22 protein-coding genes, 1 tRNA gene and 1 other RNA gene are annotated in these 20,700 nt (G+C 54.2%); 11 read left to right on the top strand and 13 right to left on the bottom strand.

The window, feature by feature from the left end:
• The first annotated feature begins 6 nt into the window (after positions 1–6).
• The 6 genes from ftsW to QOX26_RS03420 all read left to right on the top strand — a co-directional run bounded on the left by ftsW (position 7) and on the right by QOX26_RS03420 (position 7,359).
• Positions 7–1,191, top strand: coding sequence for a putative lipid II flippase FtsW (gene ftsW / locus QOX26_RS03445; RefSeq protein WP_283673488.1), 1,185 nt, complete (start codon positions 7–9; stop codon positions 1,189–1,191).
• 24 nt (positions 1,192–1,215) lie between these two features.
• Positions 1,216–2,352 carry an undecaprenyldiphospho-muramoylpentapeptide beta-N-acetylglucosaminyltransferase gene (gene murG / locus QOX26_RS03440; protein ID WP_283673487.1) on the top strand — a complete coding sequence of 379 codons (1,137 nt, stop codon included), beginning with the start codon at positions 1,216–1,218 and terminating at the stop codon, positions 2,350–2,352.
• 13 nt (positions 2,353–2,365) lie between these two features.
• Entirely contained in the window at positions 2,366–3,364 is a 999-nt protein-coding gene (locus QOX26_RS03435; RefSeq protein WP_283673486.1) for a cell division protein FtsQ/DivIB, read from the top strand.
• Positions 3,365–3,637: 273 nt separating this feature from the next.
• Positions 3,638–4,765 carry a cell division protein FtsZ gene (gene ftsZ / locus QOX26_RS03430; RefSeq protein WP_283673485.1) on the top strand — a complete coding sequence of 376 codons (1,128 nt, stop codon included), beginning with the start codon at positions 3,638–3,640 and terminating at the stop codon, positions 4,763–4,765.
• 182 nt (positions 4,766–4,947) lie between these two features.
• Positions 4,948–5,889 carry a magnesium transporter CorA family protein gene (locus tag QOX26_RS03425; RefSeq protein ID WP_283673484.1) on the top strand — a complete coding sequence of 314 codons (942 nt, stop codon included), beginning with the start codon at positions 4,948–4,950 and terminating at the stop codon, positions 5,887–5,889.
• Between the two features lie 198 nt (positions 5,890–6,087).
• The gene (locus QOX26_RS03420) at positions 6,088–7,359 is read left to right on the top strand and encodes a glycosyltransferase family 2 protein (RefSeq protein WP_331488464.1); all 1,272 of its coding nucleotides are present in this window, start codon (positions 6,088–6,090) and stop codon (positions 7,357–7,359) included.
• Between the two features lie 33 nt (positions 7,360–7,392).
• On the opposite strand, the gene QOX26_RS03415 is transcribed toward QOX26_RS03420, so the two are convergent.
• The 4 genes from QOX26_RS03415 to QOX26_RS03400 are packed head-to-tail and all read right to left on the bottom strand — an operon-like array spanning position 7,393 to position 10,138.
• Positions 7,393–7,830 carry a HEPN domain-containing protein gene (locus QOX26_RS03415; RefSeq protein ID WP_283673483.1) on the bottom strand — a complete coding sequence of 146 codons (438 nt, stop codon included), beginning with the start codon at positions 7,828–7,830 and terminating at the stop codon, positions 7,393–7,395.
• Complete coding sequence (locus QOX26_RS03410) at positions 7,814–8,122, bottom strand: hypothetical protein (protein WP_283673482.1); 309 nt, start codon at positions 8,120–8,122, stop codon at positions 7,814–7,816. Before QOX26_RS03410 ends, QOX26_RS03415 begins: the two co-directional genes overlap by 17 nt.
• A 3-nt stretch (positions 8,123–8,125) precedes the next feature.
• Entirely contained in the window at positions 8,126–8,851 is a 726-nt protein-coding gene (locus QOX26_RS03405) for an acyl-[acyl-carrier-protein] thioesterase (protein ID WP_283673481.1), read from the bottom strand.
• A gap of 12 nt (positions 8,852–8,863) precedes the next feature.
• The gene (locus tag QOX26_RS03400; RefSeq protein WP_283673480.1) at positions 8,864–10,138 is read right to left on the bottom strand and encodes a glycoside hydrolase family 10 protein; all 1,275 of its coding nucleotides are present in this window, start codon (positions 10,136–10,138) and stop codon (positions 8,864–8,866) included.
• A 124-nt stretch (positions 10,139–10,262) separates the two neighbouring features.
• Between QOX26_RS03400 and QOX26_RS03395 the strand changes: the two genes are divergently transcribed.
• Positions 10,263–11,087: a pyridoxamine kinase gene (locus QOX26_RS03395; protein ID WP_283673479.1), complete on the top strand. Its 825-nt coding sequence runs from the start codon at positions 10,263–10,265 to the stop codon at positions 11,085–11,087.
• An 89-nt stretch (positions 11,088–11,176) separates the two neighbouring features.
• On the opposite strand, the gene QOX26_RS03390 is transcribed toward QOX26_RS03395, so the two are convergent.
• From QOX26_RS03390 to malQ, 4 genes are all read right to left on the bottom strand, one after another.
• Positions 11,177–11,252 (bottom strand) — tRNA-Gly (locus tag QOX26_RS03390).
• 88 nt (positions 11,253–11,340) lie between these two features.
• On the bottom strand, positions 11,341–12,021 hold the full coding sequence (locus tag QOX26_RS03385; protein WP_283673478.1) for a helix-turn-helix domain-containing protein: 681 nt from the start codon (positions 12,019–12,021) through the stop codon (positions 11,341–11,343).
• Positions 12,022–12,160: 139 nt separating this feature from the next.
• Positions 12,161–13,396 carry an HAD-IA family hydrolase gene (locus tag QOX26_RS03380; RefSeq protein WP_283673477.1) on the bottom strand — a complete coding sequence of 412 codons (1,236 nt, stop codon included), beginning with the start codon at positions 13,394–13,396 and terminating at the stop codon, positions 12,161–12,163.
• Between the two features lie 35 nt (positions 13,397–13,431).
• Positions 13,432–14,925 (bottom strand): 4-alpha-glucanotransferase, encoded by a 1,494-nt coding sequence (gene malQ, locus QOX26_RS03375; RefSeq protein WP_283673476.1) that lies wholly within the window; start codon positions 14,923–14,925, stop codon positions 13,432–13,434.
• A 135-nt stretch (positions 14,926–15,060) separates the two neighbouring features.
• Here malQ and trmB point away from each other — a divergent pair, with 135 nt between their 5' ends.
• Positions 15,061–15,720 (top strand): tRNA (guanosine(46)-N7)-methyltransferase TrmB, encoded by a 660-nt coding sequence (gene trmB / locus QOX26_RS03370; protein WP_283673475.1) that lies wholly within the window; start codon positions 15,061–15,063, stop codon positions 15,718–15,720.
• Between the two features lie 96 nt (positions 15,721–15,816).
• On the top strand, positions 15,817–16,125 hold the full coding sequence (locus QOX26_RS03365) for a hypothetical protein (RefSeq protein WP_283673474.1): 309 nt from the start codon (positions 15,817–15,819) through the stop codon (positions 16,123–16,125).
• 44 nt (positions 16,126–16,169) lie between these two features.
• Here QOX26_RS03365 and QOX26_RS03360 read toward each other — a convergent pair whose 3' ends face one another.
• The 4 genes from QOX26_RS03360 to infC form a co-directional block, all read right to left on the bottom strand.
• Positions 16,170–16,808, bottom strand: coding sequence for an orotate phosphoribosyltransferase (locus QOX26_RS03360; RefSeq protein ID WP_283673473.1), 639 nt, complete (start codon positions 16,806–16,808; stop codon positions 16,170–16,172).
• Between the two features lie 128 nt (positions 16,809–16,936).
• The gene (rplT, locus tag QOX26_RS03355; protein WP_283673472.1) at positions 16,937–17,290 is read right to left on the bottom strand and encodes a 50S ribosomal protein L20; all 354 of its coding nucleotides are present in this window, start codon (positions 17,288–17,290) and stop codon (positions 16,937–16,939) included.
• A gap of 39 nt (positions 17,291–17,329) precedes the next feature.
• Positions 17,330–17,533, bottom strand: coding sequence for a 50S ribosomal protein L35 (rpmI, locus tag QOX26_RS03350; protein ID WP_283673471.1), 204 nt, complete (start codon positions 17,531–17,533; stop codon positions 17,330–17,332).
• 44 nt (positions 17,534–17,577) lie between these two features.
• Entirely contained in the window at positions 17,578–18,087 is a 510-nt protein-coding gene (infC, locus tag QOX26_RS03345; RefSeq protein ID WP_283673470.1) for a translation initiation factor IF-3, read from the bottom strand.
• A gap of 379 nt (positions 18,088–18,466) precedes the next feature.
• Between infC and QOX26_RS03340 the strand changes: the two genes are divergently transcribed.
• Together QOX26_RS03340 and ssrS are read left to right on the top strand one after the other, a co-directional pair.
• Entirely contained in the window at positions 18,467–18,739 is a 273-nt protein-coding gene (locus QOX26_RS03340) for a DUF1292 domain-containing protein (protein ID WP_283673469.1), read from the top strand.
• An 11-nt stretch (positions 18,740–18,750) separates the two neighbouring features.
• Positions 18,751–18,944: non-coding RNA, 6S RNA (ssrS, locus tag QOX26_RS03335), on the top strand.
• A 396-nt stretch (positions 18,945–19,340) separates the two neighbouring features.
• Here ssrS and QOX26_RS03330 read toward each other — a convergent pair.
• Entirely contained in the window at positions 19,341–20,582 is a 1,242-nt protein-coding gene (locus tag QOX26_RS03330) for a M15 family metallopeptidase (protein ID WP_283673468.1), read from the bottom strand.
• Positions 20,583–20,700 lie beyond the last annotated feature (118 nt).

The raw sequence follows: 20,700 nt of genomic DNA, 5'->3' as shown, positions 1-20,700 counted from the left end.
TGGCTCATGGCCGCAACAAGTACCAATGTTCGTGAAATGCGTCGTGAGCCGCGAAAGTCGGAGCAACCGAAAAGCGAGCGCCGCACGCGTCAGCGCGCCGGCAGTTGGGATGCAGGCCTGCTGTTTTCCATCCTGATGCTGTTGGCAATCGGCCTGATTGCACTGTTCTCCGCAAGCTATTCCACCGGCTACTATCGCTTTGGCAGCGCAACCTACTTTATCTCTCGTCAGGGTATGTTTGCACTGGTGGGTGTAGGTGCAATGCTGTTTATTTCCAAAATTAACTACAAAATTTATGCATCTCTCTACAAGCCGCTATTGATTGTGGCACTGGCCATGCTGGTATTGGTGCTCACACCGCTTGGCACGGTGTCAAACGGTGCGCGGCGCTGGCTGTTCGGTTTTCAGCCGTCGGAGGTTTCCAAAATCGCCGTTATCATCTGCTTCGCTTATTGGATTGCGAAAGACCCCTCAAGCGTGCGCAGCATTAAGGGTATGGCAAAGCCGTACGGCCTGCTGCTAATTGTGATTGCGGGTCTGCTGCTGATGGAGCCGCACACGTCGGCAACCATTATTATTTTCGGCATCGGTGTTACGATGATGTTTGCCGCCGGGATGCGCCTTTGGTATTTTGCACCGGTCGGCGTGGTCGGCGCGGTTGTCGGCACGGTGTTTTACATGACGCAGGAACATGTGCGCGATCGAATCAGTGTGTGGCTCGATCCGTTTCAGGATATGGCAGACAAGGGCTACCAAGGCTCTATGAGCCAGATTGCCATAGGATCGGGCGGATTTTTCGGTCTGGGACTGGGGCAGGGACGGCAAAAACACCTGTATCTGCCCGAGCCGCAGAACGACTTCATTTTTTCGGCATGGAGCGAGGAAATGGGTTTCATCGGTGCGCTGATTGTGATTCTGCTCTTCGCTTACCTGATTTATCGCGGTTTCACCATCGCACGTGCTGCACCGGATAAGTTCAGCTGCATGGTTGCTACCGGCATTACAGCAAAACTCGCCATTCAGACGCTGATGAACCTGTTTGTTGTCAGCGGGCTGATTCCTGTTACGGGCGCGAGCCTGCCGTTCTTCAGCTATGGCGGTACGGCGCTGCTCATGCAGCTGCTCGAGATGGGCATATTACTCAATATATCCCGCTATATGCGCGTCGATGTGCGGCAGGCGGAACAATAGCGTATTGTAAATGGGGGAAGAACATTGAAGCTGTATATTACGGGCGGCGGCACGGGCGGCCATGTTACGCCGGGTCTTGCCATCGCACGCTATTTTGAGCACAAGCATCCGGACACGGTCATTCGGTTCGCGGGTTCGGAGCGTGGCATCGAGAACAAGCTTGTTCCGCGCGAAGGGTATCCCCTCGATGCGATTGAGATTATCGGTCTGTCGCGCTCGCTCAGCCCCAAGGGACTGGCACACAATGTGAAGGCTGCAAAGCTTGCGGTCGGCGCGGTGTCCAAGGCGAAAAAGCTGCTGCAAAAGGCGCGGCCGGATTGTGTTATCGGATGCGGCGGCTATGCTTCGTTTGCTGTGGTCAAGGCGGCGCAGCAGATGGGCATTCCTACGGTGCTGCTTGAGGTCAACGCGCTGCCCGGTAAGGTGACCAAGATGCTTTCAAAAAAGGCGGATCGTGTGCTCGTCTGTTTTGAGCAGGCCAAGGAACTGCTGGGCGGGGGCGATAAGATTATTGTGACCGGCTCGCCGGTGCGCGGTGAGATTGTGACCGCCGACCGCACACGTGCCCGCGCCAAGTTTGGACTGGGTGAGACGGATCAGCTGGTTGTTTCGTTCTGGGGTTCCATGGGTGCAAAGTACATGAACGAGCATATGGCAGGGCTGCTCGCGCTTGAGTGCAAAAACAATGTGAAATACCATCACGTCCATGCGTCCGGCAGCGCCGCACGTGAGTGGATGCCCCGTCTGGCCGCTGAAAAGGGCGCAGATTTGGAGCGGCATCCGAATGTGAAGCTGGTTGAGTATATTTATGATATGGATGACCGCTTGGCGGCTGCCGATCTGGTGGTATGCCGTGCGGGCGCAGCCACACTGGGCGAGCTGTGTATGCTGGGACGTCCGGCGATTCTGGTGCCCTCCCCATATGTTGCGGAAAATCATCAGGAAAAAAATGCGCGTGCGCTTGAAGCGGCAGGCGGCTGCACCGTACTGCTTGAAAAAGACGCAACCCCGGAAAAACTGTACGAGATGATTGGCAGCATGCTGTCTGATCAAGACAGACTGCGCCGAATGGGACATGACGCAACCAAGCTCGCCGCACACGACGCGAGTGAGCAGATTTATCAGCAAATCATGCAGGCGATTGCAGCCGGAAAGCGATAAGAGGGCGGCGGCAGTGAAAAAGCGTAAACGGAAGCAGAAAACAATTGAACAGCGGCGGCGGCAGGCGGGACGACGGCAGCAGATATTCCATCTGGCCGGCAAAATTGCTTTTGTCGCCGTATTGCTGACCGCGGCAATCCTCGCAGTCACGGTGTTCTTCAAGGTCAACTCAGTTGAGGTGGAAGGCAACATCCGATACACGCAGCACGAAATTGTAGACGGTATGGATGTGAAAATGGGGGACAACCTGTATCTTTGGAACAAGGTTGCGGAGGCAAATAACCTGCGTGTCAAATTTCCCTATTTGGAAAGCGTGCGCATTCGCCGCCATCTGCCGGATACACTCATCGTATCCGTCACCGAATGCAAGGCTGCGCTTGCAGTCCCGGCAGACGGCGGGTATTACCTGCTGAGCAGCACCGGAAAGGTGCTTGAGCAGACCAATACCGACGGCGGCCTGCCTGTGATTACGGGTGTGTCCATGCTGGGGATACAGCTTGGGCAGACGCTGGACCGCACGAAGGACGCGTATATCAATGTGCTGATGACCGTGCTTGATGAGGTCAAGAGCAACTCCATGATGGATGAGGTGCGCTTCATCAACCTGCAGTCGCTGACCGACATCCGAATCGGCTATCTCGGCCGGTTTGATATTCGGGTCGGCACGGTCGATCAGGTGGGGTATCGCCTGCGGTTTGCAAAAAATGTGATTGAGGGCCGGCTCTCGCCATCCGACGTTGGACGGCTTTATTGGGACGGCAAGCAGCGGCTACATTTTGTGCCCGACACGGCGGAAAATGTCGCGTTGTCTGCGACGATTTTAAACGGTACGCAGTCGACGGAATCGGGCGATGCCCAGCAGCCTGCTGACACTGCGGGAACGGCAACTGCAGCAGGGGACAAGCCTCAAACAGACGTGTCCGGCGAAGCAGCATCGGGCGATACCGCTGCCGGGAATTCGGACGAGGCTGCGAACGGTGATGCCGGGGAAACTGGAAATAGCGATCAATAACCCCGGGAAAAGGAACAAAAACCGGCGTTTTTCGTGGGAATTGCCCGGTTTTCTGCATGAAATGGATTCCTTTGGTGTAAAGCGACAGAAAATTTCAAGTTTTTTTTGAGGAATTCACTAATATATGTTGCAAAATGCGTGAAATGGGGTTAAAATTAAAACAATAGGGGCATGCTGCCCGCGCGTGAGGTGAATTGGATTCCGCGTGTATTTCCCGACAGACGCAATAACAGAATTTACTTAGATCTTTAATCATAACGGAGGATGGCAACAATGGGTTTTCAGTTTGAATCTGGCTTGGACAATGTGGTGAGCATTAAGGTCATCGGTATTGGCGGTGGCGGCGGTAACGCAGTCAATCGCATGGTTGAAAGCGGCGTGCAGGGTGTTGAGTTCGTTTCGGTCAACACCGATATGCAGGCGCTGAATTTTTCTCAGGCCGGTACGAAAATTCAGATCGGCGAAAAGCTGACCAAGGGACAGGGCGCCGGCGCCAACCCCGAAATTGGTCGTAAGGCGGCAGAAGAGAGCCGCGAGCAGATTGCAGCTGCGCTGCAGGACACCAACATGGTATTTATCACCGCCGGCATGGGCGGCGGCACCGGTACAGGTGCGGCTCCGGTCGTGGCGCAGATTGCGCGCGAGATGGGCATCCTGACCGTTGGCGTTGTTACCCGTCCGTTCTCGTTCGAAGGCAAGAAGCGCCTCGAGCAGGCACTGAGCGGCATCGATGCGCTGTGCCAGAACGTTGACTCGTTGGTTATCATCCCGAACGAACGCCTCAAGTTCGTTTCCGAGCAGAAGATTACCTTTAAGAACGCGTTTGAAATCGCCGATGGCGTGCTGCGTCAGGCAGTTGCCAATATCTCTGAGCTGATTACCGTTCCGGGATTCATTAACCTTGACTTTGCAGACGTGACCTCGGTCATGAAGGATGCAGGCTACGCACATATCGGCACCGGCCGCGCCGCCGGTAAGGATAAGGCTGCCGAGGCTGCCCGTATGGCAATTTCCAGCCCGCTGCTCGAGACCTCGATCGACTCCGCACGCGGCGTCATTGTTTCCGTCATCGGGTCGGACGATATCGGTCTGGATGAAGTCGAGACTGCAGCTACCATGGTGCAGCAGGCGGCTCACCCCGATGCACATATTATCTTCGGTGCGTTCATCGATGAGAGCATGGACGATGAAATCCGTGTTGTGGTTATTGCCACCGGTTTTGATAAGGCGCCCAACTCGGCAACACTGGCGATGGACGGCAAAAAGGAGCAGCCCGCTTCCGCAGGCCTGTTCAGCAGCGCAGCCACCTCGGCTCCTGCAGCGGACAAGTCCTCAAACGAAGTCGGTTCCGATGATGCCGCATTCGATGTACTGATGCGTATTTTCGATAAGGACAGATAAACAATCGTTAAAGCGTCAACAAAACAGCCCTGAAAAGGGCTGTTTTAGTCTGAAAAGACCCTATTAAATTTTGGTAAAAAGGAAGTGATCTCACCGTGAGTCCCGAACCCCGAAGTATTTTCAAAAGAATAAAGACACGCGGTGGGGCATGCGCATAGCCTGCCGCGGAAAGGTGGTACGCTATGGTAGAATATTACAAGACGATAGACGGACAAGTGACCGCGATTCCGGATTTCGCTGATGGCTGCTGGGTCAATATGGTCCGGCCAAGCTCGGATGAAATTGAGGAAATTGCTCGTTTTGCACGCGTGGAGGAGGATTTCGTCCGCGCGGCGCTCGACCCGGAGGAAAGCTCGCGTGTCGATACGGAGGATGATCAGCTTCTGATGATTATCGACGTGCCGATGGTGGAACGCAACTCGGGCGAGGGCGGGCAGCAGCTGTTCAGCACCCTGCCAATGGGCATTGTGGTGGCGGAAAATGCAGTCATCACAGTCTGTCTGGAGGACACGGTTATTCTGCGCTCGATTGCAGAAGGCGCGGTTAAGGGCGTTCATACGGCGTTGCGCACGCGGTTTGTGTTTCAAATCCTGCTGCGCGTGGCCGGACGCTTCCTGAAAAACCTGCGCATGATTGAGCGTGACTTTACCAAGGTCGAAAAGCGACTCTACGATTCGCTGAAGAATGAGGAACTCATTCAACTGCTCGGTTTATCCAAATCGTTGGTTTACTTTTCGGCCTCGCTGAAGGGCAACGAAGTGACAATGGAAAAGGTGCTGCGCGGCCGCGTGCTCAAGCTGTACGAGGATGATCGTGATATCCTTGAGGATGCGCTGATTGAGATTCGCCAGGCCATTGAAATGGCGGGCATTTACTCGAGCATCTTATCGGGCACGATGGATGCGTATGCGTCGGTCGTTTCGAACAACCTGAATATCATCATGAAGGTGCTCACGGTGCTGACCATCATCATGACGATTCCCAACATTGTATTCGGCTTCTATGGCATGAATATCGAGGGCGGTGTGATTCCGGGCGATGTTTTCTGGTGGATTCCGCTGATTATATCGGTTGTGGCCTGCGCAGGAGCGTGGTACTTGCTCAAAAAGAGAAAACTGTATTGAGAAAAGGGCATCGCCATTGGGCGGTGCCCTTTATGTTAGATAGTGTCAATGATGAAGCGTGTGTGACCTGAGATTTCACCAGAGAAAAATTAAAATTACCCGGGAAATTTGTGTGAAACGTCATTGAAAAAAATGTATGAAGTGATATCATAGTAAGCGGACATTTGCGACTTTACAGAGATTAAGGAGATCATCATCATGATACGGTTTTTGGAGAGCCTGCAGTTTGTACTGTTTGTGTTTTTTACTGCCGCGTATGCATACCAAATGGTCTATTTGGCAGTCGGACTGCTTGGCAGGGGGCGTAAGGGACGTGAGGATGCGCCGCCGCATCGCTACGCCGTGATGATTGCGGCGCGCAATGAGCAAAATGTAATTGAGGGACTGATCGTAAGCTTGAAAAAGCAGAGATATCCCGAGGAACTGGTTGATATTTTCGTGATCGCGGATAACTGCACCGATGATACCGCCACGGTGGCGCGCGCTGCCGGCGCTTTTGTATATGAACGGTTCAACAAGACGCAGGTAGGCAAGGGCTATGCAATGGATTTCCTGATTCAGCGCATCTTTCAGAACCACGGACGCGACACCTACGATGGCTTCTTCGTATTCGATGCAGATAATATCGTCGACCAAGATTTCGTTACCGAGATGAACAAAATGTTCGATGGAAGTGACTACGCGGCGATTACCTGCTACCGTAACTCCAAGAATTTTTGTGACAACTGGATTACGGCGGGATATTCGCTGTGGTTTGTGCGTGAGGGTCGGTTTTTAAACCAGCCGCGTGCACAGCTTGGCATCAACTGTGCTGTTTCAGGGACAGGCTTTTTGATTTCCGGCGACGTGCTGCGGGAGAAAAACGGTTGGCCCTACCATCTGCTGACGGAGGATATTGAGTTTTCCGTGTCCTGCGCAGTGGAGGGACGCAAGATCGGTTACTGCGGCACAGCGGTGGTCTACGACGAACAGCCGACGCGTTTCAAGCAGTCCTGGGATCAGCGCATGCGCTGGAGCAAGGGCTTTTATCAAGTGGATGCAAAATATATGGGTTCACTGCTGCGGGGCACGCTGCGCGGCGGCAGAAGGGGTTTCTCCTGCTACGATATGCTGATGACGGTCGCCCCCTGCAATCTGATTACCGTGACGGCAATCTTGGTCGGCTTGGTAGTCGGCGTAACCTGCTTTACGCAGCCGATTTATGTGATGTATCGTGTGCTGCGTCTGCTGATGCACATCACGGTAATGACCGTGATGGGACTGTGGTGCAGTTTATTCTGCTTCGGAGCAATCAGTATGCTCTGCGAATGGAAAAAGATTGACGGGCCGGTACATAAAAAACTGCTCAGCGTGTTTACCTTCCCGTTCTTTATGCTGACCTATGTGCCGATTTCGATTGTTGCACTGATGCAAAAAGTAGAGTGGAAGCCGATTCAGCACGGCGTTCCGCTCAAACACCGCGAGGAATAATATAAAGCGCCATGCTTCTGCATGGCGCTTTTTCTATTCGGAAATTTGATGCGGGCGGCCGGCTGCGTACAGCTCTTTGCGGATGGCGGCAAACATGATTTCGGCCATCTCGAGGTAGCGCCGAATCTCAAGCTCGTCAATCTCGAACGGTAGGTCGGTCGGGTATCGCGTTTCAATATACAGGTCGTTGAGCGCCGCACTTTCGTCGAGGTATTCGTTGAAGGCGGCGTCAAGGTGAATGGCCTGCCGGCACAGATAGGTCAGGTTGTGTCCGTCAAAATGCCGACCGGTGCGAAAAAGCAGATACCCCTTGAGCGCCTTTTCAATGCCCTGTTGGCAGTGAAAGGCAATGTTGTACATATCCCCGCCGTAGGTGTGGAGAATGCGGGCGCACTGCAAATCGCACAGCGCCTTGTCTAGCCATTTGTAGTAAAACTGGCTGTCGGATGCCCCTTTACGTTTTCGGCCCATATAACACCTGCCCTTTCCGCGCAATCCATGCGGCATAGGAGGATTCGTCTTCAAGCAGCTCCTCCCATTGCTCGGCGGTGTAGACGCAGAGCGTTACCGGCACATCAACCGAGACGGCTAAATGCATCCGGGTGCGCAGTGCGCGCGGATTCTCATTTTCGCCCACGATGACGCACAGGCTGAGAGACTTCAGCTTGCGGGTGGACATCGTCCTCTTTTCGGCAAACAGGATGACCTTTTCCGGCATGCAAACACCGAGAATATCACCCAAAACCCGGCTGACTTCATCCATGATTCAGACCTCCTTGATTGGGGACAATGTAACGATGGCCTCGAAGTGTGTTTTGCCCTCCGTTTGACCGCAGACATAGCGTGCGCTGTCGACCGTGCCGCAGGACAGAGCGAGCTGCTCGCCGAACTGGGTTTCGGCCGTATAGTTGACCTGTATGGAAGAGACAAAACCCGGTTGCTTCTGCAAATCAAGCGCATCGGAAATCAAATCGACCACCTTTACGTTGTTGACATGATTGTTAACATCCAAATCGGAATAGCTGACGTTGTGCACGTGGTGCAGACGCACGCTGTCGCACGTGAGCTTGGGCAGGGGAGCAAACATTTCGCCGCGTGCGGTGTGCAAATAGGCTTCGGAGGCGGCGAATGCATTCGGACGCAGGATGCGATGTGTTTCGGGTTCGAGCGTGACCCACATGGATTGTGCTTCGCCCACCTGCTTGTCACCCGCGTAAAAGGCAAAGCTGCGATACCAGCTTGCTCCTCGGATGCCGGGACACCATGTTTCACACTGAATGCGTTCATACGGCTGCAGAGGGCGCGTCAGTTCGACTTTCATGCGCGAGAGCACCCAGAGGACGCTGAGTTGTTCGCGGCTCAGGTGGAGCTCCTCTGCGTGCACAGTGGCCGCGTCTTGCATGATGTCAAACAAGAAGGATGGGCGGGCAATACCGCGGTTGTCAATGTGACTGTAATTGACCTCGTATTCACGGGTAAGAACATTCTGCACTTTAAGACCCCCTTAATGGAAGAGCGCCAGAATAAAACGGGAAAAGGTTTCGATGAGGCCGTCGGCCTGCTGCTCGGGAGACGGCGTCTGCGCCTCGGGTCGGCTAGGCGAGGCAGCGTAGTGCGTGGAAAGCACATCGGACGCACCTGCAACCTGCGTCAGTGAATTGTAGCGGTAGAAAATTTCACCGGACACGCCGGAATCCTTGGCAATCAGGTTAAGTTGGCGTGTCAGCTCATCCGTACCTGACCAAACCGATCCGGCCGTGGCGTCCTCCATCCGGTATGCACCTACGCCGACATACAAATCAACGTCTGAACCCTTGACCGCATCGGTCCACCAGTCGACCAACTTGGAGAAGTCCGCTATTTTGAAGCCGATTTCCCAGTAAATCTGCGGGCAGACATAGTCGACCGTACCGGCTTCAATCCATGCGAGCGTATCGCAGTAGATTTCGGCATAGGAAGAGCGCCCTGCGGTGTCGCTGCCGCGCGGGTCGGCGCTTTTGTTGTTCCAGATGCCTGCCGGACTGATGCCGAAGGAAAGATCGGGGTCAACGTCGTGCAGTGCTTTGTCCAAATCGGCCACCAGCTGATTGACGTTGTCCCGACGCCAGTCGTCAATGCTGTCAAAGCCCTTGCCGTAGCGGGTGTAGGTCTCCTGATCGGAAAAGTCTGTGCCGGGATAGAAGTAATCATCCAGATGGATGCCGTCCACATCGTAATTTTCGGCGATTTCGCACGCACCGTCGACAACCATTGCACGAACCGACGATAAACCGGGGTTAAAGTAGTAGTTATCCTCATATTTGACGACCCACTCGGGATGCAGCTTTGCCGGATTATCCGATGCAAGCGAGGTACAGTCGCTCTCCCCGCCACGTGTGATGCGATAGGGGTTGAGCCATGCGTGCAGCTGCAGTCCGCGCTGGTGAGCCGCATCGACCCAGTAAGCAAGGGGATCGAAACCACCGGCGGGCGCCTGTCCCTGCGTGCCGCTGACATAGCGGCTCCACGGGAAAATATCCGATTCATACAGCGCATCCGCCGCGGGCCGTACCTGCAGAAAGACCGCATTTAGCCCCATGGCCTTCACGTTGTCCAGAATTTCGTTGGCCTGACTCTTTAGCTCGGCCTCGGTCATGCCTTGGCGGGTGGGATAGTCCAAATTATAGATGCTCGGGATCCAAACACCGCGCAGTCCCTCCTCGGGCGCGGGTGCGGCAGCGGCTGCGGGCAGCAGCAGCGCAAGGGTGAGCAATATGGATAAGATGCGTTCTTTCAGCATAAACATACTCCTTTGCATTCGCTTTCAAGATACGTACTATTTTACCATCCGAGCAGGGAGAAAGCAAGTTGACAGCACAGGGAAAAACAAGTATGCTAAGGAAGAAAAGGATGTGAACGGTTTCATGCAGAAAAAGATACTTGCGCTGCACGATCTGTCGGGATATGGGCGTTCCTCACTCGTGCCGATTATTGCAGTGCTTTCCGCCGCCGGACACCAGTGTGTGCCGCTGCCGACGGCTTTTTTTTCCACCCATACGGCAATTCCTGATTGGGTGACGAGCGATTTGACCGGTGTGATGCAGGGTGTAATCAACCAGTATGACGAACTGGGGCTGCGCTTCGAATCGGTCTATGCGGGGTTTCTCGGCTCGGCGGAGCAGATAGATTTGGTGCAGCAGGCGGCAAAGCGTCTATGCGCAGACAACGGGCTGACGCTGATTGATCCTGTGATGGGGGATAACGGTGAGGTTTACCAGACCTATACGCCTGAGATGTGCAGACGCATGCGAGAACTGTGCGAGATTGCGGATATCATTACCCCGAATACGACCGAAGCGGCCATCCTGCTCGACCGAGCGCCTGCGGACAAGCCTTGTTCCGCGGAGCAGACATGGGAATGGCTGCGTGCGCTGCACACGCGCTATGGGGCGCAGATTGTGCTCACTGGATTGGATTATGAAAAGGGTCAGGTCGGTTCGGCCTGCTTTGACGGGGAGCAGGGTATGATTAGCCTGCACGCGCGAATCAATCGATATTATCCGGGCACGGGCGATTTGTTTGCAGCGACCATGCTGGGTGCGCTGCTGAACGGCAGCGATTTAAACCGTGCTTCCGCATTTGCGGGCGAATTTGTCAAGGACTGCATTGCTTATACCGAAACGCAGGGGACGGATCCCATGCATGGCGTACAGTTTGAGCGGCTGCTTGGCAGAATTACCTCGCGATAAATGGAGCAGAAAAAAGAGCCATCCCGCTGTGGGATGGCTCTTATCACTAAAAAGTGCAAGAAAAAAGCACCGTTCAAACGGTGCTTTTGTGGAGCGGCTGACGAGGCTCGAACTCGCTACCTCCACCTTGGCAAGGTGGCGCTCTACCAGATGAGCTACAGCCGCATTTGCTATTTTCTTGTCGCATCTCTCAGCGACGATATTCATTATAGCAAAGCAGCGAGTATAAGTCAAGCCTGTCCATGAAAAAAATTCAACTCTTTTTCAGGCGCCGTAGAAGCAGGGTAATAATCAGGCAAAAGACAACGTATCCGGTAAAGCAAATGGCGGTAGGAAAGAGGATGGGCCAACCGCCCTCGTTAAAAAATGGCACGACGCGCCCAACCAGCTTGAAAAAACCGTAGGACACGGTGCGAGAGCAGATCGTATACAGAAAACCGAAGAGAAGCGGCGCAATCATCCAGATCGCGATGCTCCAAAACGTGCGAAGAAAACGCCGTCCCGCGTCGTTGCGCAGATACAGGCCGACTCCCGTGGCTAGTGACGAAGAGCCGATTTGCAGCAGGATGCCGATAATCGCGGGAATATGCAGCAGGTACTGCTGAGAAATATCGTACAAGACCAGAATCAGGCCAACCAGGCAGCCACCCAGCGTCAGGGCGAGCAGCATGGGCGAAGCGTTTTCCAGTTCTTCGCGGCTGGGAGTACCGGCAGGGCCGGCGGGGGCAGGCGCTGCTTCGATGCCGCGCAGCAGCCAGTCGGTCGTCACCTTAAAATAGACTGCGAGCGCAATCACTTTGTCGGTATCGGGCATGGCATCGCCTGTCTCCCATTTGGATACGGCTTGACGCGATACGCCCAGCGTAATGGCAAGTTCCTCCTGCGACAAACCGTGTTTTTTGCGCAGCTCTAATATGCGTTCTCCAAGTGTCATGAATGTTTACCTCCTTGTTTCTGCCCTGATTATAGCGCAACAGCCGGCTTGCAAGCCACCAAGTTCGCATGGAAATCCCGCAACCGGCGGTTGCATGGCATAAAAAAGGCGCGATTTTGTTCATCACGCCTTTGTTTGGTCAATATCCGAGTGTTTCACCAATCAGCACAATCTCGCAGGCTTCCATGCCCTTGGGCGGAGCCATATGGACAACGAGCGCAGAGCAGATGCGGTCGGCACTGCGGCAGTCATGGCATTTGCCGTCGATAGCACAGGGCGTTTTGCAGGAAAGCCGTTTGGCATTCATGGGCGCGGCAACATTGCGTACGCGCCAGATGGCGGAAGTCAAATCGTCGCACAGCTTATTGACACCGCATACGAAAATGCAGCGTTTTGGCCCGAAGAGCGTGCCGGCAACGCGGTTGCAATTCCCGTCAATGTTGACGATTTCGCCGGTTTCGGAGAGCGCGTTGGCCGAGGTGAGGTAGACCTCTGCATCCTGTTTGTAGTCGCTGGGGGTCAGCCAGTGCCAGTGCAGATCGGATCCATCGGCCAGTGCGTCGGCCACACCAAGCTCACGCAGCGTCATCGAACCGCCGAGCGATACGGTTTTGCCGCGGCAGGCCTCAGCTAGGTAGGGGAGTGCCTGCTGCGCGGTCGGGAAATAGGTAAATCCAAAGCTGCGTGCGGTGAAGGCGGAACCGATGGCCGCCGCGTTAAAAACACCGTGCTCAAACAGCGGCAGCAAATCGGACGGCCGATGTGCGAGAGCGTCAGCACCGGCTTCCAGCAGCGACTCCGCCGAACGGAAGCCCCAGGCCACGCCGACGGCGGTCAAACCGGCATTTTTCGCGGTCTGCATATCGGTGGAGCTGTCGCCGATATAGAGTGTGGTGGCCGGATTGCCGCCGAGTTCCCGCAGCAGCTGCAGCGTGCTGGAGGGATCGGGCTTGCGCGGTACGTCGGGCTTTTCGCCGCAGGTAATCTGACACAAATCGCCGAAATAATGACGCACGAGTCCCTTAGCGGCCAAATCGTACTTATTGGACAGCACACCGACGGCAACGCCCTCCTTTTTGAGGGTTTTCAGCACGCGCAGGATGCCTTCATACGGCTGTGTGCGGTTCATCATGCGTCGATCGTACACCGTGCGGAAATCGTCCAGACAGGCGTCGATGAGCGCGTCTTCCGCGTCCTGCGGCAGGCATCGGGCAACAAGCATGCGCACGCCGTTGCCGACGCGCTCACGCACCTGCTCCTCGGTTGCAGGCGGAAAGCCGTGGCGCTGCAGGGCGGCATTGACACTGTCCGCAAGATCGCCGAGCGTGTCGAGCAGCGTGCCGTCAAGGTCAAATATGGCAGTTTTGATTTTCATGGTGTTATCCTTCTTTTTCTATGGGGTTTCGATTCTTACGCGCGTTTATAGGTCACAGTGATATCGCCCAGTATGGCGGCAACATCTTGATTGAGCGCTTCCTTGCGCACGCGCCAACGCCAGTTACGGCCGCCGATGGTCGCGGGCGTATTCATGCGGGCATCCGCGCCGAGTGAGAGCACATCCTGCAGGGTGGTCATTGCAGTGCGTGCAGGGGAGGCCCAAACGCTCTTAATTGCGCTCCAACCCATGGCCTCACTGGTCGAGGTGCGCAGATAACGGTAGGCAAACTGCTTCTCCGGCTCGGTGCACAAATCCATAACCTGCTCGCAGATGGTCTGCGAGTCGTGTGTGGAGGTGTAGACAATGCTGTTCGGCAGGTAATTGTGCGGCAGATGCTCGTTGTCCTCTTCAGGCAGCAGACCAAAAATCAGCACGCGCATACCGGGGAAGCCGGTTTCACACAGCAGTTCCCGCACCTCATCGGTGATGATACCCAAATCCTCTGTGATGATCGGCAGGTCGCCCATCGTTTCTTGGAGCGTATCGAAGAAATCCGTGCCCGGCCCCTTACGCCACGCGCCGTTCACAGCTGTTTCTTCGCCGGCTTCGACCTCCCAAAAGCTTTCAAATCCGCGGAAATGATCGATGCGGACGAGATCAAACAGCGCAAGATTGGTCTGCATGCGCCAAATCCACCACGTGTAATCGTCCTTTTTGTGCGCCTCCCAGTCATAGACCGGATTGCCCCAGAGCTGTCCGGTGGCCGAATAGTAGTCGGGCGGAACACCGGCAATCATGCGGGGACTTAGGTCGTCCTGCAGCTTAAACAGCGTCGGATGCGTCCAAACATCGGACGAGTCGGATGAAACATAAATCGGAATGTCGCCGATGATTTGTACGCCGTGCTCGTTGGCATAGGTGCGCAGTGCGGCCCACTGTGTCCAGAACTCATACTGGAGAAAAATGCGAAACGCAATTTCCTCGTGCAGTTCTTCCCGTATCGCACGGAGTGCCTGCGGGTCACGCGTGCGAACGGCGTCATCCGGCCACTCCCAAAGCGGGCGGTATCCGTATTTTTCCTCGCGCAGCGCCATGAAGAGTGCATAATCGGGCAGCCATTCGGCGTTCTGCTCGGTAAAGTCTGTAATTTTGGCGCGGAGCGCATCGTCCACGCGGGAAAAGGCACAGCGGAACAGCGGCCAACGGGTCTGCGCAAGCGCGTCAAAGTCCACCTCGTCCGGCTTGTTCGGAAAGTCTGCGGCAGCGACTTCGTCAGCGGTCAGCAGACCGTCTTTGACGAGCAGGTCGAGGTCGATTAAGTACGGATTGCCGGCGGCGGCGGAAAAACACTGGTAGGGTGAGTCGCCGAAGCCGGTGTGGCCGAGCGGAAGCACCTGCCAGTAGGTCTGCCGTGCGGACGCGAGAAAATCTACAAAGTCGTATGCGGTTTGCCCCAGCGTGCCGACACCGTGGGGTGAGGGCAGTGAGGTGATATGGGCAAGTACGCCGCTTTTTCTAGGAAACATAAAGCTTTCCCCCATTCATTCGATATTGTATTATATCAAGTCAGGTGGAAATTTGTCAATTTGACTTGCCAACTGCGCGTGCGCCAGATATAATAAAAAGGCTGAAAAATACAGAAAAAGAGGGGACAACCCGCGATGAGAATGCGTAAAAAGAAAAATCTGGACGTTCGCTTTGCCGCCTGCCCGGATGTTATGGCGTTTGAGCCCAAGGAGAAGCGCGGCAAATGGCGTGCACTGTTTGGCAACGACAAACCGCTGCATGTCGAAATCGGCTGTGGTAAGGGGCGTTTTGCCATCGGCATGGCCGAACAGAACCCGGATGTGAACTTTATCGCGGTCGAGCGTGAGGAGGGTGCGCTTATCATGGCAGCCGAGCGCTGTCAGCTGGCGCCGCTGCCCAACCTGCGTTTCGTCTCATTTGACGCTGCGGAATTAAGCGAGGTGTTCGCGCCCGGCGAGGTGGATCGTATCTATTTGAACTTTTCCGACCCCTGGCCGCCCAACCGTCAGCGCAAGCGCCGTTTGACCCATCGTAATTTCCTCGCGGTGTATGATGAGATCCTCAAGAAACAGGGCGATTTATGCTTTAAAACGGATAATCAGCGCTTTTTTGAGTGGTCACTCAGCGAGATTTGTCAGTTTGGCTGGCTGCTGCAGAATGTTTCGCTCGATTTGCATCATTCGGACTTTGAGGGCAACATCATGACCGAGTATGAAGAGCGTTTTTCGAGCGAAGGCTACCGTATCTACCGCTTGGAGGCACGCCGTCGTCTGCCGGAATTTCTGATGAAATAGCGAAGGAAAAAACCGAAAAAAAGCGCGTCCACCGGATTGACGGGGGGCGCGCTTTGTGCTATGGTGAAGACAAAACAGAGCAGAGGAGGCGAGCGGATGGAAATTCTGCATGGAGTGATGGGGTTGGGGCGTGAGGTGTGCGCCGTTCTGATGGGGGCAGCCTGTTTCACAGGCGGTACGGTTGGCGCACGGCTGACCTACACATGGCGCGGAAGAATCTGCCTGCTCTCTGCGCTGCTGTTTGCGGTTTCGGTCTGCGAGCTCGCGCTGCGGGCATTTGGAGGACTGGCGGGCCGGATGCTTGTGCTGCTCGGCGGAGGTGCGTTTGCCGCGTTGTTCGGGGCGATGGGGTATTGCGCCTATTGCTGGACGGCGGAGTGCATGGCGGCCTGCAAGACTCACTGAATGGGCAAAGGAAAAGGAACGGATTTGTTTCCGTTCCTTTTTATTTACAGCTTGGTATAACCCTGCGGCGTAACGATGGCATCAAGCGGAACGCCAGCCACGCAGTCCGGGCAATTTCGGCCATGAACATAATTGTGGTAATGCGGCAGATCCTCACCCGAAAACAGGCTGATGACCGGCTTGCCGCCTAGCTCCGCGATGTTGGAGAACAGTGCGGAATATCCGGAAATGCGGCCGCCGTAATACTCGACACATTCGCGGGTCTGCGACAGCGTCTGTCCGGTGGAGGCCGATGTGACGAGCACCAGCACATTCATGTGCTCGACCATAGTGCGTAGGTTATCGGCAAAGATGAACTGCCCGTTGACGTTCGATTCGGGTTCCGCCAGATACAGGTCCTTGCCGACATTCATGCCGCCCAATCCGTCGCGTGTCAGCTCGCGGGCGAGAAAGGCGCCGATGTACTCCGTGCCCTCGAGGCACAGGATGGTGTCGACGCTGGTTGCTGAAAAGTGATAGGCAATATACTGAGCAGCCTCGGCTGCAAGGCTCTGACAGTGCTTGAGCGCGGACATATCAAGATAGTAGTTGATATGTGAGTGGTTTGTGGCAAAATGGCCGGGAATGGCGTCTGCAAAGATCTTGTTGTTCTGCTTGGACACGATGCGAATCGGTTGCTGCATACGGAAACCACCTTTCTTACTTGCTTCATTTTTCCAAATCACTTGTTGGTGTCATTATACCGCAATTTGGTGCGCACCGCAATAAAAAAAGACGAAACGCATGATGCGTTTCGTCTTTGGAAAAACTCTTAGAGAGCAGCCTTTGCCTTTTCTGCCAGAGCAGCGAAAGCAGCCTTGTCGTTTACAGCCAGATCAGCCAGCATCTTACGGTTGATGTCGATGCCGGACTTCTTCAGACCGTTCATGAAGCGGCTGTAGTTCATATCGCAGGTCTTGGCAGCAGCCGAGATGCGGGTGATCCACAGACGGCGGAAGTCACGCTTCTTGTGCTTGCGGCCGATGTAAGCGTACTTCAGAGACTTCATAACCGCCTGATTGGCTACGCGGAAATGAGTCGACTTGGAACCCCAGTAACCCTTGGCGCGCTTGAGGATCTTCTTTCTTCTTTTGCGCGTCATCATTGCGCCCTTAACTCTTGCCATTTGTATTGCCTCCTATATAAAAGATGATATTATTTTAACTTATTTGTAGGGGATCAGGCGCTTGACCTGAGCTACGTTGGTAGAATCCGCGAAGCCTTCCTTGCGCAGGTGGCGCTTGAGCTTGGTGTTCTTACCATGGCCGTTGAGCAGATGGCGCTTACCGGCGTGACCGCGCTTGATCTTGCCGGTCTTGGTTACGGAGAATCTCTTTTTTGCACCGCTGTGCGTTTTAATCTTAGGCATAGGTTTTGCTCCTCTCTGAATTTGCGCAAAAACGCGCTATATGATTACTTTTCCTTGATTGGCGCCAAAAACATCATCATCTGGCGACCTTCGAGCTTGGGCTGCTTTTCCACAGTGCTGCACTCGGTGCACAGCTCAGCGAAGCGACGGAGCAGATCCTGTCCGAGTGACGCGTGCGTCACCTGGCGGCCGCGGAAGCGAACCGTTACCTTGACCTTGTCGCCGTCCTTGAGGAAACGGCAGGCGTTTTTAACCTTTACATTCAGGTCGCCAACGTCAATATTAGGGGTCAGTCGAATCTCCTTGGTCTCCACGATGCGCTGGTTTTTGCGCGCTTCTTTTTCACGCTTGGCCTGTTCAAAGCGGAACTTGCCGTAGTCCATGATTTTGCAGACCGGGGGCTTGGCCTGCGGGGCGATTTTAACCAGATCCATGCCCTTTTCAATAGCAAGGTTCTGCGCTTCCTGAATAGAAACGATGCCCAGCTGCTCACTGTCGTCGCCAATCAGGCGGACTTCCTTGTCGCGGATCTCTTCGTTGATCTGATGTTCCATGCTGCTAATGGATAAGCACCTCCAAACAAAACGGATAATAAAAATAGAAAAAGGACGGATCAATAAGCATGATCGTCCTCCCGAATAAGCCGAACGGCACACGCAGAGCGCGGCAGTTTGGATTATTGACCCGGTCGCAAAGCTGCGGGTGAGGACGTTGCCTTCTTCTTTGTACCTGAATAACTATACCAAACCTTTTTCATAAAGTCAAGCCTTTTTTTCTTGCGTTTCTGCTGGTATGATTTAATCCGCTGACGGCATACTATGACAGTGCCGGGCTGTTAATTTTCACTTTACAAAGCCCGCTTCATTTGCTATGCTAGGGATAGGAAGAGGACACTCTTTCAATTTTGAAGGAATATTTAGGAGGTGCCGGACGATGAGTGAAGAGTTTGGCAACAACTTTGTAACGCTGACCGATGAGGACGGCAACGACGTTGAGTTTGAGCACATCGATACGGTGGAATACGAAGGCGAGACCTATCTGGCCTTTATTCCTGCGGACCTTTCCGTTGAGGAAGAGGCCGAAGTCGTCATTCTGAAAGTAGTAGAAGAGGGCGGCGAAGAACTTCTGGAAGCGGTTGAGGATGACGCAATCGCCGACGCGGTCTTTGATATCGTCATGGAGCGCGCGGAAGCAGAAGAAGAGTAAAAAGCGGTATAAAATCCCTGCCCTGTGCGACAGCGGCCTCTTTTTAACCCACATTTTTAGTACGGGATTTCGGAAAGTTCCGATTTCGAGCAGCAGGCCTCCCGGGTATACACGGATGTTGGAAGCGCAGAGATTTCGGACAGAAAACCCACCTGCATCGACGTGCAGGTTACTAATGGGGTTGCATCGGCAGGGCGGGGTTTTATATATTTTCAGGCAGTCACCCCTTTGGGGTGCTTTTTTTATTTTGTTACAATTCTGTGACTTTACAGGATTTTCACTTGCATATTTTCAGCAATGTGCATATAATATAAAAAGAATTCATCACAAGGAGGTGTAAATCAATGAGATATCTTACCATTCCGCAGAGACCGGACACGCCCGATATCGACGATATGATTTTTGGCGATGAGCATCAGACTCAGAGCGAAAAATAAACCGTCAGTTATTGTAGGTCCGCGTTTCGTTATGAAACGTGGTTTTTTTATATTTATTTCGGGGATATAATGAATGAATATTGAATCTGACTGTCCAATAGTCTCTACAACAGAAAACGTCCGCTAAAGCCTTTTGAGGGCCTTGACGGACGTTTTTTCTTTGTTTATCGGCCGAAATAACTGAAATGCATATAGTCGCGTTTGGAGCGCCAGGCATTTCCGCCCCACGTAAAGCCGTATTTGGTGAAGGCGTTATAGACGTCGCCGCCCTCAGGGATTGAAAAGGGATCTTCGCCGGGCGTCCAGTGGGTGCCACAGGTCGGGGTAAGCGTACCGTCGGCATTGATGGTCGCTTCCATATTTTCTTCCCAGTTGATGTCAATCGCCGTGCCCTGCGAATGTTCGCCCGTGCGCCAGGCATAGCTTCCAACGTTCTTGATGGGGAATTTCTCATCGCCGTTATAAATCTCTTCAAAAATCTTCGTATAGATTGGAGCAAGATTTTTGTTGACTGTTATGTAGCTTGTGCCGGTTGTCTTGCTGCCGTCAGATTGCAGCTTCCACACTTTGACTGCGATTTCAACCATATTCGCTTCGGCTTCTTCGGCAGACTGATACTGCGTGCCGCCCTCCCCGTAGACGAGCGTCATCTTTTCTGCGTCCGTGGTCGGCAGCGTGAAGTCCTGTCCGGTCCAGATGTCGCTGGGTTTGGTGTTGGTGGTTTGGTCGATGGTTGGCAGTTCCACATCATCGCCATCAATTGCGGGACGATAGGAGGAAGCAAAGGTGTTGCAGAAGCGGTTGGTCATAATAAGCGCCTGCTCTCGCGTGGCCGTGCCGGCGGGGGCGAGCTGCGTTGCCTTGCCCGTAGCGGCAACACCGTTTACGATGGCGTAATCGACCATGGTAATCATCGCATCAACTGCGTAATCGCGCAGGGACGAAACATCCGGAAAATCCTCCACACAAGCGTCGCCTGCAATCGCGGGTGCTTTGATCTTGGCCTTGTTCAGCACGTTCACCAGCATGACGCACAAATCCTGCCGCTGTATGGGTGCATCGGGATCGAAAATGCCGTCTCCGCGGCCGGAAACAAGGCCGAGCTTGTAGGCGGTAATCACATCGGGATCGGTACAGTCGGTGAATGGCTGCTCCGTAGAGGGCGCAACCGATTTTCCGGTTACATTTTCGTAGGCGTTGAGCGCAATTGCGCAGAACTCTGCGCGCGTGACCGGCGCGGTAGCGGAAAGAGAAGCAAAGACATTGGGCTCCAGTCCGGCATCACGCGCGGCTTCAATGTCATTTTGCGCCCAGACCGAGATGCCGGAAAGCGCATGTGCGCCGGGCACGAGCTGGGTCAGCAGCAGAATGCATGCGCCTGCACGGCGCAGCTTGGGAAATGGCATAAGAGAGTCCCTCCTTGCATGAGACATAATTCGACATTTTACGATGGGAATGGAACAACAAAAAAGAAAGAAATTTGTCGAATGCGTAACTTATTCACAGTATACACAGGTTTATCCA

Origin of the sequence: Butyricicoccus sp. Marseille-Q5471 (assembly GCF_951230135.1) — a bacterium.
Classification (GTDB): domain Bacteria; phylum Bacillota; class Clostridia; order Oscillospirales; family Butyricicoccaceae; genus Agathobaculum.
Note: the sequence above shows the minus strand (reverse complement) of the source record. Positions and strands in the feature narration are given on the sequence as shown.

Bases quoted from the DNA above. Each gene is read 5' to 3' on its own strand.
- QOX26_RS03425 (WP_283673484.1), top strand. From the start codon at position 4,948: ATGGTAGAATATTACAAGACGATAGACGGACAAGTGACCGCGATTCCG.
- QOX26_RS03415 (WP_283673483.1), bottom strand. From the start codon at position 7,830: ATGGGCCGAAAACGTAAAGGGGCATCCGACAGCCAGTTTTACTACAAA.
- malQ (WP_283673476.1), bottom strand. From the start codon at position 14,925: ATGTTTCCTAGAAAAAGCGGCGTACTTGCCCATATCACCTCACTGCCC.
- trmB (WP_283673475.1), top strand. From the start codon at position 15,061: ATGAGAATGCGTAAAAAGAAAAATCTGGACGTTCGCTTTGCCGCCTGC.
- QOX26_RS03340 (WP_283673469.1), top strand. From the start codon at position 18,467: ATGAGTGAAGAGTTTGGCAACAACTTTGTAACGCTGACCGATGAGGAC.
- ftsW (WP_283673488.1), top strand. From the start codon at position 7: ATGGCCGCAACAAGTACCAATGTTCGTGAAATGCGTCGTGAGCCGCGA.
- QOX26_RS03330 (WP_283673468.1), bottom strand. From the start codon at position 20,582: ATGCCATTTCCCAAGCTGCGCCGTGCAGGCGCATGCATTCTGCTGCTG.
- QOX26_RS03380 (WP_283673477.1), bottom strand. From the start codon at position 13,396: ATGAAAATCAAAACTGCCATATTTGACCTTGACGGCACGCTGCTCGAC.
- QOX26_RS03410 (WP_283673482.1), bottom strand. From the start codon at position 8,122: ATGGATGAAGTCAGCCGGGTTTTGGGTGATATTCTCGGTGTTTGCATG.
- infC (WP_283673470.1), bottom strand. From the start codon at position 18,087: ATGGAACATCAGATCAACGAAGAGATCCGCGACAAGGAAGTCCGCCTG.
- ftsZ (WP_283673485.1), top strand. From the start codon at position 3,638: ATGGGTTTTCAGTTTGAATCTGGCTTGGACAATGTGGTGAGCATTAAG.
- QOX26_RS03365 (WP_283673474.1), top strand. From the start codon at position 15,817: ATGGAAATTCTGCATGGAGTGATGGGGTTGGGGCGTGAGGTGTGCGCC.
- QOX26_RS03385 (WP_283673478.1), bottom strand. From the start codon at position 12,021: ATGACACTTGGAGAACGCATATTAGAGCTGCGCAAAAAACACGGTTTG.
- rplT (WP_283673472.1), bottom strand. From the start codon at position 17,290: ATGGCAAGAGTTAAGGGCGCAATGATGACGCGCAAAAGAAGAAAGAAG.
- rpmI (WP_283673471.1), bottom strand. From the start codon at position 17,533: ATGCCTAAGATTAAAACGCACAGCGGTGCAAAAAAGAGATTCTCCGTA.
- QOX26_RS03360 (WP_283673473.1), bottom strand. From the start codon at position 16,808: ATGCAGCAACCGATTCGCATCGTGTCCAAGCAGAACAACAAGATCTTT.
- QOX26_RS03400 (WP_283673480.1), bottom strand. From the start codon at position 10,138: ATGCTGAAAGAACGCATCTTATCCATATTGCTCACCCTTGCGCTGCTG.
- QOX26_RS03395 (WP_283673479.1), top strand. From the start codon at position 10,263: ATGCAGAAAAAGATACTTGCGCTGCACGATCTGTCGGGATATGGGCGT.
- QOX26_RS03420 (WP_331488464.1), top strand. From the start codon at position 6,088: ATGATACGGTTTTTGGAGAGCCTGCAGTTTGTACTGTTTGTGTTTTTT.